This window comes from Alkalibacterium kapii (genome assembly GCF_007988865.1).
In the GTDB taxonomy this organism is placed as follows: domain Bacteria; phylum Bacillota; class Bacilli; order Lactobacillales; family Carnobacteriaceae_A; genus Alkalibacterium; species Alkalibacterium kapii.
The window spans coordinates 39,738-54,115 of the sequence record NZ_BJUY01000003.1; the positions used below are offsets into that span (position 1 = coordinate 39,738).

The window sequence follows — 14,378 nt, forward strand, 5'->3', positions numbered from 1 at the left end:
ATATTTGCTATATTCACGTAAAGTTCAGTAATACTGTGTTGTCTCGCTTGTACTTTTGTATCGAACAGGTTATAATTTATCTTCCATCCACTCTTTTAAAACGACAGCCTGGTTATGCTCCGTATCTTTAGCTCCAAAAATAAAGGTCACATTATGTTTTTGAAGTTGTTTTTCGACTTTATCAATAAATTCGTCTTTTAATTCGTTCTTTTCCAGCTCTTTTTTGTAGTCTTTTTTGAAAGATTCGAACTTATCTGGATCATGACCAAACCACTCTATTAAATCTTTAGATGGGGCAATCTCTTTCGGCCACCAGCTATAGCTTAAATCCTCTTTTTTTATTCCTCGTGGCCACATACGGTCTACCAAAACACGATAGCCATCATCAGATCCTTTTTCATCGTAGGCTCTGCGTAATTTTATTCTATACATGCTTACCACTCACTTTCTCTACTTAGATAATTATATCCTCAGTCCTTAGCTTAACGCTTACAAGCTAAGCTTTCAAAAAGGAGGACTGAGTTTTGATTTCATATATCGATTAAAAAGTATATTGAGACCGTATAATCGTTCATCTTCTTCCAATAAACATCAACCAAATGAGAAGCAGGGGTGCAGTGAAGTAGAGAATAACGCTTAATCCTTTATATAAAGTGTGTCCAAAAGGCTTTTTGGACACACTTTCAGTCACTTTATCTAAGTTTTTAGATAGATATGAAAACGCCCATAAGCAGGAACTAAGATAGACGATCACTAAAATGCTCGCACCACTTCCAAAAGGATCACCTAACCAATAGCCATGAAGCAAAACAAAGGCTAAGAAAAAATAGAAACACCCAACAATAAAAGCTAGTACAGAAAACTCCAATTTATTTCTCAACATCCACCCTCCACTTTATTAGTTTCCTTGTTTTTATTGTAAAGCAGGAAGACAAGAAAGCAAAGTGTCTATCTTTTGAACTACTTATAATATTACCTTCTACTATATGTTTCCTGGGTCTAAACTTATTAGTGAATCGAATCTTCTTCTTGATTACATTCTCATAGTGAAATTAATTACGTTAGCTGATTTCATAATTTTACTTCTCAACTTAACTTTTGACTCGTCGTTCTAAATAGACCGGTGCTATGTTTAATATGATTGAACCCATGACTAAAATCCACAGGGTCGTTGTCATGGTAGGAACGACATCAAGTAGAGCAGCCCAATCTTCTCCTTTGACCCAATCAGACACCATGCTGTACTCTGCCACTAGCGTCAGTGCTGTGAAAGAAAGCCCTAAAGCCATGGCCCACGTATAATCTTTTCCTGTTTTATAGAGATATAAATTAACAATCGTTGCTATGATAGCTATGCTACCGAATAATAGCCACATGATTTTTCCTCCTCTGGTTTTCTACAGTTTACTGGTTAAACAAATCGAAAACAATTTATTTATGCATTTTTATGTCTATTTCTTTCAGCTATTTCAGATGAGAGAGACCTTTCTTCAAAATAATAGTGGTATTATTTTTTATATTAGGTATTATAGATATATACTAAAAAGGAGGAGTTTTTATGAATTCTACGGCTAATTATAATATAGAACGAAAATATGGAAGAACATCTTTTTTTGACGGTGGCTTATTTAAACTTATTTTCTGGTCAGTGTTTGGCGTTATAATAACGTTTTTTTCAATAGGTCTTTTATATCCTTGGGCATTATGCCGGATTTACGCATGGAAAATCAACCACACTGTTGTCGACGGTCGACGTCTGTCATTCTCAGGAACTGCTACTGGATTGTTTGGCAACTGGATTAAATGGTGGCTTCTCTCGCTCATCACTCTTGGTATATACGGATTCTGGGTCAACATAAAGTTGGAAGACTGGAAAGTGAAAAATACTCACTTTATTAATTAGTAGATCGCTACTGTATTCTGCCTTACTTTTTTCACCCATTTTCACAATAGTCGGTACCCTAGGGATAAAAAGATTTTCACTTTACCCGATTTACTGACGTTGTTTAAAAAGTTTAAGCGTGCTATACTCAAGAAAATGACAGCGCTTTATATAATAAAGAGGCTTTCCATGACTAATAGACGAATAGATTCGCAACTCGCACAGTTTCCTAACTCCTATTGGCACCCCCATCATCCACCTGCATTTACCCAGCTAAAAAAGAATACGACTACAGAAATCGCTGTTATCGGTGGCGGGATCGTCGGGATTGTTACAGCATATCTACTGGCTAAAGCCGGAAAAGAAGTGACATTAGTCGAAGCAAGAGACTATTTTAAAGGCGTGACCGGACATACAACAGCGAAAATCACTGCTCAGCACGCTCTTATTTACAATGAATTGCTTCAGACGTTTGGAAAAGAAAAAGCCCGACTTTATTATGAAGCAAACTTGGAAGGACTTAACTTTATTCGAGACACTCAACAAGAATTGAACATCGACTGCGACTTTGAAGACAAAGATGCGATCGTCTTTGCGTCGAGTGAAAAAGGGTTGAAACAAATCGAAAAAGAAGCGCGAACTTACGAAAAATTAGGCATCATTGGCACATTGATACTCGGACAGCTAAGTGAGCTTCCTTTTGACACGACCGCTGCTTTGACAATGCCTGATCAGGCTCAATTTCATCCTGTAAAATACTTGAAAGGCCTGCTGGATGAAGTGGAACGGTTGGGTGGACACATTTACGACCGTACCCGAGCCGTCAAACTTTCAAAAAGCGATAAGACAGTTACTATGGATACCGGGGGCATTTTATCCTGTGACAAAATCATTGTTGCTTCGCATTATCCTTTCAATGACTTTGACGGTTTATACTTTCCAAAACTATCCATCAACCGGTCTTATGCTATCGCTGGAAAAATCGATAAGCCCATCCCCGATGGTATGTATATCAGTGCTGAATCTCCTATCCGTTCACTTCGGTCGATTCACGTCGATAATGGTGAAGACTTGTTCCTTATCGGCGGAGACAGTCACCCGACCGGTAAAAGTGATTCACCGAATCAGATCCATTTTGAGAACCTTCTGTCCTTTGGTAAAGAATGGTTCAAATTTAAAGACGTTGAGTACCACTGGTCAGCGCAGGATATGACGACTTTGGACAAGGTTCCTTATATCGGACAAATGACTCGAACTTCAAAAGACGTTTTTGTCGCGACTGGTTTCAACAAATGGGGTATGGCCATAGGAGCTATGGCTGCAAAAATACTGACTGATCTCATTAACGGAAAAGAGAATGATTACGAAGACTTATTCGATCCGACGCGAATCAAATTGAAAGGAAAAGACATCCAGCGTTTTTCTAAAAAGAATATATCTGTTGGAAAAGACTTGCTGGAATCAAAATTACAGCGTCCTGATAAAGCTCCTGAAGATTTAGCTCCGGATGAAGGTGGGCTGGTTTCAGTTGATGGTAAAAAACTGGGCGGTTACCGAGATAAAGAAGGAAAGCTTCATTTAGTCAAGATAACGTGTTCTCATTTGGGATGCGGTTTGAACTGGAACAACGGTGAACGCTCCTGGGACTGCCCGTGTCACGGTTCCCGCTTTTCTTATTCAGGTGACGTATTGAACGGACCCGCTGTGAAGCCACTTGAGAAAGTGGAAGAAGCGAATGATGTAAATTAGTAGGACATTATAAATTGAGAGACTCTTGATGCTTTAGTCACATCAAGAGTCTTTTTTTAATTTAAAAAGTTAAAAAGATTCCTTTTGATCCTGTTTGGTCCAAAAAAATTTAGCATAAAGAGAACCAAGTCATGCGACTTGGTTTTTCATTTCACAGTGCTCTTTCTTTTATGTATAGGTTTGCGTTACTTTTTTAGTATTTGTTGCCTTGCAAAGGGCACGCTACACTTTGTAGCAGCCTATAGTATCAGTCTTTTTCTTTAGTATTCAAAATGTAGCTAGGTGAATCAATAATGAATCTGGTAAACTTGATTTATGGAGGCGAGAAGATGAAAATAGGACAAAAATTAAAAGAAAAAAGACAGCAAGCCAATCTTACGCAAAAACAATTAGCTGATATTTTACATGTATCAAGACAAACGATTTCCAGCTGGGAAGTAGGCCGCACTTATCCAGACTTGGATGTTTTAGTTGCAATTAGTGAACTTTACTCAATTCCCTTAGATGATTTACTGAAAGACGATTCGACTATGGTGGAAGATATAACCAAAAAGGTCAAGAAAAGTGAACGAAGGAAGATGTTGAATATCGTTTTAGTTTTTGTTTTAACTTTAGTAAGTAGTTTTAGTCTATTCTTCATATTAAAGGAACGCCAGAAAACGCATACGAATGATTTAGGTTTAAGCCCCAGTGACTTATACTATTCTACATGGGAAATGAATTATGATCCAACACATGAAGTAAACCAATCTATTATCTCATTCGACAGAAATAATGTTGCTACTTACTATCGCTACGGTTCTGCAGGCAGCTTAACCACCAGTAATAACGAAGTAAATAATTATAACAATCTTCGTATAGAAGTAGATAATGATAAATATATTGTAACCGCTCATGGTTATAGTCAGGAGTATACACGCTTAAGTGACACGATCATCAAAGATTCTAACGGTCTTGAGTATTATAAGGCATTGTCTGAAACTTCCCACGATAGCCTATTCTGGATAGCCGATCAATTCGAAGATGAATGATAGTCATATAATTGAATATTAAGCTCCCACTATATTTTTAATTTACTTCGTCACAATATAATGCAATCAACATATTGTATTTAATACGTTATTTATCTTAAAGGTCACACGTTTTTACTTTGTGTGACCTTTTTACTGCTTCTCATCTCCAAAAGGGCATGCATTCTCACTTTGACTGACCTTCACAACACTTCTCTTCTTCTGAAGGGCACGTATTCCAACTTTGCGTTACCTTTTTACTGCTTCCCATCTTCTAAAGGGTACGCATCCTCAACTTGACTGACCTTTGTAACACTTCTCTTCTTCTGAAGGGCACGTATTCCAACTTTGCGTTACCTTTTTACTACTTCCTACCTCACAAAGGGCATGCATTACTCTTTGACTGACCTTCGCAGTACTTCTAACACTACAAAGGGCACGCAACTTCTTCCTAAGCCACTATAACCAGAAAAAGACAGTCACTTCTCGTCGCTTTTGACGCACAAGTGATTGTCTTTCCAAATATATGTCTCTAGTTATTGCAGGACCCAGTGATTCGGGCGTATTTCTGTAAGCACTTGCCCTTCGATAGTAATTTCTTCTTCCTCATCAGGAGAAACGTGGCCACCAGTGGCTTCATAATGCGGGTCGGGCACAGGAATCGCTGATAAAAGTTTTTTAGTGTAGCTATGAATCGGGTTTTCAAATAGTTCCTCTGAGTCTGTCAACTCCACTATATTTCCTTTATACATAACAGCCACGCGATCGGATATTTTCTTCACGGTCGCCAAGTCATGTGCGATAAATAGATAAGTCAGATTCAACTTTCTCTGCAAATCTTCAAGCAGCTCCACGATCTGTGCCTGCACCGAAGCATCCAGTGCGGATAAAGGTTCATCCAAAACGATAAAGTCAGGTTCCACTGCAAGCGCTCGTGCGATACCGATACGTTGACGCTGACCTCCGGAAAATTCATGCGGGAAACGTTGACTGAATGAACGATCGAGCCCGACGACATCAAGCAGTTCCTCCACGCGCTGTTTCCGCTTCAGCTTACTTTTTGCCAGTTTATGAATATACAGGGCTTCTCCAATGATGTCCTCCACCTTTTGACGCGGATTCAATGACGAATAGGGATCCTGGAAGACGAATTGCACTTTTTTACGCAAGTTTTTCATTTGTCTCTTTTTAAATCGATTGATATCCAACCCGTTAAATAATGTCTCGCCATAAGTAGGCTCGTGGAGACGAAGGATTGCTCGTCCAGTTGTTGATTTCCCTGAACCGGATTCTCCAACAAGTCCCAGCGTTTCTCCTCGGTAAATACCGAAAGAAATATCGTCCACCGCTTTTAATGTTGACTTTCTACCTAAGGGAAAATGCTTTGACAAGCCACTGACCTCTAGTACTTTTTCCTGTGTGCCTGAATAAATTTTTATCAATTTTTCTTTGGCAGCACGTGTTTTTTGTTCATGAAGATTGGGGATGGCCGCAAGTAGTCTTTTGGCGTAGTCTTCTTTTGGGTTGCTGAAAATTTCTTTAGTACTGCCAGACTCCACGACCTGTCCCTGATTCATGACAACGATATTTTCACACATATTGGCGACGACACCAAAATCATGCGTAATGAGTAAAATAGATGTGCCAGTCTTCTCTTGAATTTCTTTCAGTAATTCTAAAATTTGCGCTTGAATCGTCACATCCAGCGCTGTTGTCGGCTCATCTGCAATCAACAATTTCGGGTGGCAGGCCAGTGCGATCGCAATCACAATTCTTTGTCTCATACCGCCGGATAATTCATGAGGATATTGTTCAAATCGTTCATCGACATCTGGAATACCGACTAAATGCATGATCTCTTTCGTCCGTTCAGCGGCTTCTTTTTTTGAAACGTCTTCATGAATTTTGATCGATTCAGAAATTTGCTTACCGATTTTCATGGTCGGATTCAGTGAGGTCATTGGATCCTGGAAAATCATACCGATATCTTTTCCTCTTATTTTCCGCATTTCTTTTCCTGTTTTCTCTGTTATTTCTTCGCCGATAAATCTTATGCTGCTCTTTTTATCTATGACGGCATTTTTTCCTAAAAGCTGCATTATCGAACGGGCAGAAACACTTTTCCCACTCCCAGACTCTCCTACGATTCCCAGAGTTTCGCCATGAGAAATCTCAAAAGAAACATCTGAAACAACTTCTGAAAGGGAATCCCCCATATCAAAAGAAATCTTTAAATTTTCTACTTGAAGTAGTTTTTCTGTCAACGCAATCAACCCTCTCAAAATTTCAATCTCTGTACTGTTATTTCTACGAGCATTCCTAATTCATTCTGCATACTATCATCTAATTCAGATTAATACGTTTATTCAAGAAGCGATACAGGACATCGACGATAATATTGACAAAAACAAATAGGAATGAAAAGACGAGAACGCCACCTTGAACGATCGGAAAGTCTCTTGCTCGGATGGCATTGATGATCAATCTGCCCAAGCCATTGATAGCAAAAACTGTTTCTGTAAGTACTGCACCGCCGAGCAGCGATCCGAATTGCAGACCTACAACGGTGACAACAGGGATCATTGCATTCTTTAAAGCATGTCTGTAAATAACGACGCGCTCACTCACTCCCTTGGCTCGTGCCGTTTGAATGTAATCCATATCGATCACCTCAAGCATGCTGGATCTGGTCATTCGGGCAATAATCGCTGAACCTGCAGTACCCAGCGTAACAACTTGCAAAATCATCTGTGCAGGCGATCCCCAACCGGATGCCTGGAACCACCCCGCTCCGATAACGAGCCACTGGATAAGCATGAGACCAAGCCAGAAATTAGGCATCGACAAGCCGAAAAGTGCCCCGAACATAATGGCAGAATCCGTTATCGAATAACGACGAACAGCTGAAATCACGCCGGCGATCAGTCCGATGAAGACCGCCAGTAATGTACTGTAAAAAGCCAGTTCTACTGTGGGGGCGAGACGTCCGAAAACTTCCTGGGCTACAGGCCTCCCACTACGGATTGAATCACCCAAGTCACCGGTGATGACACCTTTGAGATAATCAAAATACTGGACGGGAATAGGGTCATTTAAACCTAGCCGTTCACGTACTAATTCAAGTTGTTCTGGAGAAGCACTTTCGCCAGCCATGATTTGGGCCGGATCCCCCGGAATAAGCAGCATCATACTAAACGTCAAGATGGTCACACCAATTAAAACGGGAATCATCTGGACAAAACGTTTCATTAAGAATTTAAGCAATGGAGTTCCCTCTTTTCTAATTTTTTGTTTTTGGATCCAGCGCGTCTCTGAGACCGTCACCGAATATGTTGAATGATAAAACAACGACGACAATGGCTAAGCCGGGAATGGTTGCGACGTGCGGGGCATCCCACATGTAGTTACGTCCGTCACTTAACATTGCTCCCCACTCAGGCGTAGGCGGTTGTGCCCCCATTCCAAGGAAAGACAGGCCACTTGCTGTCAGGACCGAGGTTGCAATATTCAACGTTGCCTGAACAATGATGGGAGCTAAGATATTTGGAAGTATATGTTTTCCGATAATGCGAAAGTCGCTTGCTCCCAGAGCTTTCACTGCTTCAATATATTCCAGCTCGCGTATTTCGAGCGTCGATCCTCTGGAAATACGGGCAAAGACAGGAATAGAAAATATACCGACAGAAATAATCACGTTGTTGATGCTGCCTCCTAAAACACTAACGATGGCCAAGGCAAGTAAGATTCCAGGAAAGGCGAGCAGTACATCCATAAGACGCATGATGATCGTATCTACCCATTTCCCGTAATACCCAGCAACGATTCCCAGTGAAACACCGATGGTCATCCCCATTAATACAGAAGAAAAGCCAACTCTCAAGGTGATACTCATTCCATGTATGATACGGCTGAAAATATCTCTTCCGTGATGATCGGTTCCAAACCAGTGTTCCAAAGATGGCCCCACCAGTAAACTGTCGTAATTCGGAACAGGACCGTTCGTTTTTGAGAGCTGGACTTCCGGGGACGAAATCGTGTTGACCCAAAATGAAGATTATTGGGATGGTGCACCTGCCCTCAACTCAATTACTTTCCGTGTTGTTCCTGAAGGGTCCACACGACTAGCAGACCTTGAAACTGGTGCTGTACATGTTTCTGATCCAATCAGCCCGTCCGACATGAGTCGTGTCGAAGGAACAAATGGCATGCGCGTCAATCAGCAGCCTTCCGTTTCACTTTCTTACATTGGATTCAATGCTGAAAAAGAACCCTTTGACAACAAACTCGTCCGTCAGGCACTCTCTAAAGCCATCGATAAAGATACGATCATAGAAGGTATCTACCAGGGTATTGGCGTTCCTGCCATCGGTCCACTTGCTCCAGATGTCTTTGGTTACGATGAAGACGTATCAGGTTTGGAGCATAACGTTGAAGAAGCGAAGGAATTACTGGCAGAAGCCGGCTATGAAGATGGTTTCTCAACGACACTTTGGACAAATGACAACCAGGACCGAATCGATATTGCAACCAACGTCCAGGCACAATTAGAAGAAATCGGTGTCGATGTTGAAATCGAAATCGTTGAATGGGGAGCATATTTGGAAAACACAGCAGCCGGTGAGCATGATATGTTTATCTTAGGCTGGTCGACTGTAACAGGAGATGCTGACTATGGTATGTATCCACTATTCCACTCAGCAAACTACGGAACAGCCGGTAACCGTACATTCTTATCAACTGATGAATTGGATGGATTACTGGAAGATGCACGTCGAAGCTCTGACCAGGACGAACGTCAGGACCTTTACAGTCAAGCCCAGGAAATCCTTGTTGACGAAGCACCGATGTCTTATATCCACCACTCAGAATTTTTACTTGGTGTAAGTGAAGACGTTGAAGGCTTGTGGCAACACCCAACTGGTATCTTGATGCTGAGAGATGTCACCTTGAATCAATAAAGTTTTTAAACTAACAAATTTAGAAGAAGCATCTAAGACATTATTTCAGCTGTCCTTAGATGCTTCTTTTTTACAGAAAAGTATGATGGTCATGATTCATATTCACGGAATTTTAATCAGCATCATTGTAAAGGGTAAATTGTTTGTTTTTTGCTGACACGAGAAGAAGGTAAACCAAGTCACGCGACTTGGTTTTTCATTATATTATGATTTTCATGTCTTTTTTCGCTTAGGAGTAATCTTTGCGCGACCTTTTTAGTACTTGTTGCCTCCTAAAGGGCACGCATTCCAACTTTGCGTTACCTTTTTACTACTTCCTACCTCCTAAAGGGCACGCATTCTAACTTTGCGTTACCTTTTTACTACTTTCCATCTTCTAAAGGGGACGTATTTTCAATTTGAACGACTTTTTCTGCACTTTTAACCTCGCAAAGATCACGCACTGTTTCTTGGTCTCTATAATTTAAGTATTAATCTCGTTAGAATATTATTTTTAAGTAAGAATCTTAAACATATCGTGAAAATTATTGAAAAGCGCCTCGACACATCGCTTAAGATGAGTTGAGGCGCTTCCTTTTCATATTAATACGTTATTTTAGTTTAAAGAATGACCATGTATAACAATGCTGCAAGCGCTGCGCCGATCATTGGTGCAACAATAGGAATCCAAGCGTACTCCCATTTGGAATCACCTTTATGTGCAATCGGTAAAAGTTGGTGAGCAATTCGTGGACCTAAATCACGAGCAGGATTGATAGCATAACCCGTCGATCCGCCAAGAGAGAGACCGATCGAGAGGATAAGTAAACCAACGACTAGCGGATTCAATCCTTCAGTGAATGAGTTTTGCCCAAACATCATAAGTGCAAATACCAGTACGAACGTCCCGATCACTTCAGACAGTACATTCGCTGTGTTATCTCTGATTTCGGCACCAGTAGCGAATGTTCCTAAGATAGCGCCTTGATCAGTCGTTTCTTTATAGTGCGCTAAGTACGTCAGCCAGACTAATACAGCCCCCATAACTCCTCCGGCTACCTGAGCTAGTATGAATGGAATAACCATTGCCCACTCCAGGTCACCTATAATCGCAAAACCAAGTGTAACAGCCGGGTTCAAGTGTGCCGGTCCCATAAATCCTGAAACGTAAACGGCTAATGCGACAGCTGCGCCCCATCCCATTGTAATCGCTACCCAGCCGGCTCCTTCAGCCTTGCTTTTCTTTAAACTAACCGAAGCCACTACGCCATTTCCAAGCAAAATCAGAAACATAGTTCCTAAAAACTCACTGAAAAGCGTTAACGTTGTTCCTGTCATCTAATTCACGTCTCCCTTTAATCTTTTCAAATCAGATTCAGCAATAGCCTCTTCCAATTCTTTTGTGTACTTATTTCTTTCTCGATCAGTCCAGTTATAATATCGAGCCATTTCTGAAATAACTGGTTCGATAATACTGTCCAATGTGTCGCGCATAAACAGCATATGATTAGTCCGGCGAATCAGAAAATCTCTTGGAGTCAGTGTCATTTCTTCACGAATAGCATAATGAAGACTGACTGAATCTGCTAAAGTCAATCCGTCTATCTGTTCGACTTCATTTAGTAATGCATAAACTTTAGGTGTGTTTGACCCATATAGATTAGCTAAATACGTTGCTTCGGAATGGCTTAATCCTTTATCCACGCCAACCTGGACTAACTTTTCTGTTTCTTCGTCTACCTTTTTAGGATCCATATCTCCGCCAGAAACTGGATAGCTCGTTGAATCGATCAGTTCAAAGGATTTATCATAATCCCTCTCTAATATCTTGATGACTTTCTTGACAGCGCCAAGAGCCATTTTGCGGTAATCGGTGATTTTGCCGCCCGCTACTGTGATCAGTCCGTCATCATCTATCTCAAGAGAACTTCCGCGAGATAGACTGGACGGATCGGTTTCGGTTTCAGAGTTAGCTTTCTTGATATTTTTCAGTACATCGCCAACTTCATAACGCTCGATTTTTCCTTGCTGATACTGTTCAACCATATTGATAACCTCATCGATGCTTTCGCTCGTGATCGTTTGATTGCTTAAGCCGTTATAGTCAGACCCGCTGTTTGTTGCAATCAAAGGACGCAATCCTGCCCAGCTTGATTCAATGTCGTCTATAGTGATATTCGCAGAAGGGTAGCGGTGATTGATCACTTCAAGTAAATAGTCAACATCTGCCTGTTCCACTTTAGGATGCTTCAAGTCCCCTTTGTAATCGGTATCTGTTGTACCAAAGTATGTTTTATCTTCTCGTGGTATCACGAAAACCATTCTGCCGTCTTGTCTGCCTGTATCAAAATACGTGGGCTGGTCGACAGATAAAGTCTTTTTATCTACAACGAGATGGACACCTTTTGTCGGACGCATTTGTGGAGCGACATCCGTCTGGTCATCCATTTGACGGATCGTATCTGACCAGGGACCCGTTGTGTTGACAACCGTACGCGCTTTGATCGTAAAGGTTTCTCCAGTAAGCAAATCTTCTACTTCTGCTCCGGATACTTTACCGTTTTCGTCATGAGCAATGCCGATGACCTTCATACGACTGATCATGCGCCCGCCATTTTCAGCTGCCCGTTTGATATTTTCAATGACGAGACGGGCATCATTGTTCCGGTAATCCAAATAGACGCCGCCACCGAGTAAGCCTTTACTCTTCAGCTGAGGTTGACGTTCAAGTACCTCTTCTTTTGTCAGCGTATAATTTTCATACTTCGTTCCCGTAACTCCTGCTAACTGATCATATAAGTCCATTGCTACTTTCAGAGAAAACATGGAAAATGTTGAATCAGGTTCATCGTATACAGGTAAAAGCATCGGATCCGGTTTTGGGATATGTGGCGCGATACCTTGAACGACCGCGCGTTCCTGAACAGTATCTGCGACGACTTCAACATCAAAATTCTTTAAATAACGAAGTCCACCATGCACGAGTTTTGTCGAGCGGGAAGAAGTGCCTTCTGAAAAGTCCTGCATTTCAACGAGACATGTCTTAAGCCCTGATGCACTGGCCTGCAAAGCAGACCCTGCACCTGTTATCCCTCCGCCAATGATCAAGACGTCAACTGTTTCGTTTTTTAATGCTTTTATATCTTGCTTTCTTGTTTCGATTGAGAAAGCCATATTTTAATCCTCCTAAGTCATTTCCTAGTCTTCCGGTTTATATACTTGCGTTGCCTTCACAGCAAGTTTCCAGTTTTTATATAATTTCCGGCGTTCTTCTTCCGGCATTTTCGGTTCAAAGGTTCCACCTTCTTCATACATTTCTTTGATTTCATCCATGCTTTCCCAGAAGCCCACACCTAAGCCAGCTAAGTAAGCGGCACCTAAAGCGGTCGTTTCCAGATTATGCGCTCGTCGAACGTTTGTACCGAGGATATCTGCCTGGAATTGCAGCAGCCAGTTGTTATTCGCTGCACCACCGTCCACTTTCAGCAACTGAATATCGATGCCAGCGTCTTTATTCATCGTATCAATGACATCACGTGTCTGATAGGCAATAGACTGTAGTGTTGCTTTGACAAAGTCTTCTTTTGTCGTGCCGCGTGTTAACCCAAAGACAGCACCACGTGCATCCGAGTCCCAATAAGGGGCACCCAAACCTGTAAACGCCGGTACAACAACAACTTCATTATCATTCTTGGATTTCTCAGCCAATTGTTCTGAATCTGATGAATTTTCAATCAGTTTCAGACCATCACGTAACCATTGAACAGAAGAACCAGCAACAAAAATACTTCCTTCCAGAGCATAATAGATTTTTCCATTGATGCCGTAGCCAATGGTTGTCAATAAATTATTTTCCGATAACTGAGGAGTCTCACCTGTGTTCATGACGATAAACGAACCCGTACCGTATGTGTTTTTGACCATTCCCGGTTCAAAGGCCATCTGACCGAACAATGCAGCCTGCTGGTCTCCCGCCATTCCTGAAATAGGAGTATTCGCTCCATAAAAATGATAGTTCGCTGTGTTGCCGTAAACTTCTGAATTCGATTTCACTTCCGGCATCATAACCAGAGGAATGTTCAATAAGTCTAAGATTTCCTGATCCCATTCCAGATTATGAATGTTATAAAGCATCGTACGACTAGCGTTAGAATAATCCGTAACAAAAGACTCTCCACCAGTTAATTTCCACACGAGCCAGGTATCCACTGTCCCAAACAGTAATTCACCTTTTTCAGCACGCTCCTGTGCACCTTCTACATTATCAAGGATCCAGCGAATCTTGGTGGCTGAGAAGTATGAGTCAATGATAAGTCCCGTCTTTTTATGGATCATGTCTGAATGGCCGGCCTCATACAGGTCATTTGCAATGGCCGCTGATTGACGTGACTGCCATACCACGGCATTGTATATAGGCAAGCCTGTTTCTTTGTCCCAGACAATCGTTGTTTCACGCTGATTCGTGATACCGACTCCTGCTATTTCCTGCGGTTTGACTCCTGATTCGATAAATGCTCCAGCAATTACAGATTGTACGGAATTCCATATTTCATTAGGATTGTGTTCGACCCAGCCATTTTGAGGAAAAATTTGAGTGAATTCTTTTTGAGAACTCCCAATCGTATTCAGCTGCTTGTCGTAAATAATCGCTCGTGAGCTTGTTGTGCCCTGGTCAATAGCCATAATGTATTTAGTCTCTGTCATAACATATTCCTCCTGTTTAATATCCGATCGTTGTAATCGGTTTCTTTACTCTTTTATTGTAATCGTTTTTTTATAATTATAACTATCAGCTTTTTT

At 41.3% G+C, this 14,378-nt stretch carries 12 protein-coding genes and 2 pseudogenes; 4 read left to right on the forward strand and 10 right to left on the reverse strand.

Features of this window, described 5'->3' with window-relative positions; genetic code table 11:
- Positions 1-69: 69 nt before the first annotated feature.
- The 3 genes from AKA01nite_RS01920 to AKA01nite_RS01930 form a co-directional block, all read right to left on the reverse strand.
- Complete coding sequence (locus AKA01nite_RS01920; RefSeq protein WP_146923265.1) at positions 70-432, reverse strand: DUF488 domain-containing protein; 363 nt, start codon at positions 430-432, stop codon at positions 70-72.
- Between the two features lie 139 nt (positions 433-571).
- Positions 572-880 (reverse strand): hypothetical protein, encoded by a 309-nt coding sequence (locus AKA01nite_RS01925; RefSeq protein WP_146923267.1) that lies wholly within the window; start codon positions 878-880, stop codon positions 572-574.
- Positions 881-1,091: 211 nt separating this feature from the next.
- The gene (locus tag AKA01nite_RS01930; RefSeq protein ID WP_146923269.1) at positions 1,092-1,376 is read right to left on the reverse strand and encodes a hypothetical protein; all 285 of its coding nucleotides are present in this window, start codon (positions 1,374-1,376) and stop codon (positions 1,092-1,094) included.
- A 206-nt stretch (positions 1,377-1,582) separates the two neighbouring features.
- On the opposite strand from AKA01nite_RS01930, the gene AKA01nite_RS01935 reads away from it, so the two are divergent.
- The 3 genes from AKA01nite_RS01935 to AKA01nite_RS01945 all read left to right on the forward strand — a co-directional run bounded on the left by AKA01nite_RS01935 (position 1,583) and on the right by AKA01nite_RS01945 (position 4,662).
- On the forward strand, positions 1,583-1,903 hold the full coding sequence (locus AKA01nite_RS01935) for a YjgN family protein (RefSeq protein WP_222592466.1): 321 nt from the start codon (positions 1,583-1,585) through the stop codon (positions 1,901-1,903).
- A 168-nt stretch (positions 1,904-2,071) separates the two neighbouring features.
- Positions 2,072-3,631, forward strand: a complete 1,560-nt coding sequence (locus AKA01nite_RS01940; RefSeq protein WP_146923273.1) for an FAD-dependent oxidoreductase — start codon at positions 2,072-2,074, stop codon at positions 3,629-3,631.
- A gap of 293 nt (positions 3,632-3,924) precedes the next feature.
- Positions 3,925-4,662: a helix-turn-helix transcriptional regulator gene (locus tag AKA01nite_RS01945; RefSeq protein ID WP_146923275.1), complete on the forward strand. Its 738-nt coding sequence runs from the start codon at positions 3,925-3,927 to the stop codon at positions 4,660-4,662.
- Between the two features lie 515 nt (positions 4,663-5,177).
- Here the strand turns inward: AKA01nite_RS01945 and AKA01nite_RS09490 are convergent.
- The 4 genes and pseudogenes from AKA01nite_RS09490 to AKA01nite_RS01960 all read right to left on the reverse strand — a co-directional run bounded on the left by AKA01nite_RS09490 (position 5,178) and on the right by AKA01nite_RS01960 (position 8,596).
- Positions 5,178-6,074, reverse strand: coding sequence for an ABC transporter ATP-binding protein (locus tag AKA01nite_RS09490; protein WP_246116965.1), 897 nt, complete (start codon positions 6,072-6,074; stop codon positions 5,178-5,180).
- A 33-nt stretch (positions 6,075-6,107) separates the two neighbouring features.
- A pseudogene (locus AKA01nite_RS09495) lies at positions 6,108-6,923 on the reverse strand (ABC transporter ATP-binding protein); the annotation flags it as partial.
- 61 nt (positions 6,924-6,984) lie between these two features.
- Entirely contained in the window at positions 6,985-7,905 is a 921-nt protein-coding gene (locus AKA01nite_RS01955; protein ID WP_146923277.1) for an ABC transporter permease, read from the reverse strand.
- A gap of 16 nt (positions 7,906-7,921) precedes the next feature.
- Complete coding sequence (locus AKA01nite_RS01960) at positions 7,922-8,596, reverse strand: ABC transporter permease (protein ID WP_222592462.1); 675 nt, start codon at positions 8,594-8,596, stop codon at positions 7,922-7,924.
- A 43-nt stretch (positions 8,597-8,639) separates the two neighbouring features.
- Here AKA01nite_RS01960 and AKA01nite_RS01965 point away from each other — a divergent pair.
- A pseudogene (locus AKA01nite_RS01965) lies at positions 8,640-9,599 on the forward strand (ABC transporter substrate-binding protein); the annotation flags it as partial.
- A 600-nt stretch (positions 9,600-10,199) separates the two neighbouring features.
- On the opposite strand, the gene AKA01nite_RS01970 reads toward AKA01nite_RS01965, so the two are convergent.
- From AKA01nite_RS01970 to glpK, 3 genes are read right to left on the reverse strand one after another with little or no spacing between them, the layout of a single operon-like run.
- Positions 10,200-10,916 carry an MIP/aquaporin family protein gene (locus AKA01nite_RS01970; protein WP_146923281.1) on the reverse strand — a complete coding sequence of 239 codons (717 nt, stop codon included), beginning with the start codon at positions 10,914-10,916 and terminating at the stop codon, positions 10,200-10,202.
- Entirely contained in the window at positions 10,917-12,752 is a 1,836-nt protein-coding gene (glpO, locus tag AKA01nite_RS01975) for a type 1 glycerol-3-phosphate oxidase (protein ID WP_146923283.1), read from the reverse strand. It lies immediately after the preceding gene.
- A gap of 24 nt (positions 12,753-12,776) precedes the next feature.
- Positions 12,777-14,282, reverse strand: coding sequence for a glycerol kinase GlpK (glpK, locus tag AKA01nite_RS01980; protein ID WP_146923285.1), 1,506 nt, complete (start codon positions 14,280-14,282; stop codon positions 12,777-12,779).
- Positions 14,283-14,378: the final 96 nt, after the last annotated feature.

What these genes read in the sequence shown, in the direction of transcription:
- AKA01nite_RS01945 (WP_146923275.1), top strand. Translation starts at nt 3,925, where the DNA reads ATGAATCTGGTAAACTTGATTTATGGAGGCGAGAAGATGAAAATAGGA.
- AKA01nite_RS01940 (WP_146923273.1), top strand. Translation starts at nt 2,072, where the DNA reads ATGACTAATAGACGAATAGATTCGCAACTCGCACAGTTTCCTAACTCC.
- AKA01nite_RS01930 (WP_146923269.1), bottom strand. Translation starts at nt 1,376, where the DNA reads ATGTGGCTATTATTCGGTAGCATAGCTATCATAGCAACGATTGTTAAT.
- AKA01nite_RS01920 (WP_146923265.1), bottom strand. Translation starts at nt 432, where the DNA reads ATGTATAGAATAAAATTACGCAGAGCCTACGATGAAAAAGGATCTGAT.
- AKA01nite_RS01970 (WP_146923281.1), bottom strand. Translation starts at nt 10,916, where the DNA reads ATGACAGGAACAACGTTAACGCTTTTCAGTGAGTTTTTAGGAACTATG.
- glpO (WP_146923283.1), bottom strand. Translation starts at nt 12,752, where the DNA reads ATGGCTTTCTCAATCGAAACAAGAAAGCAAGATATAAAAGCATTAAAA.
- glpK (WP_146923285.1), bottom strand. Translation starts at nt 14,282, where the DNA reads ATGACAGAGACTAAATACATTATGGCTATTGACCAGGGCACAACAAGC.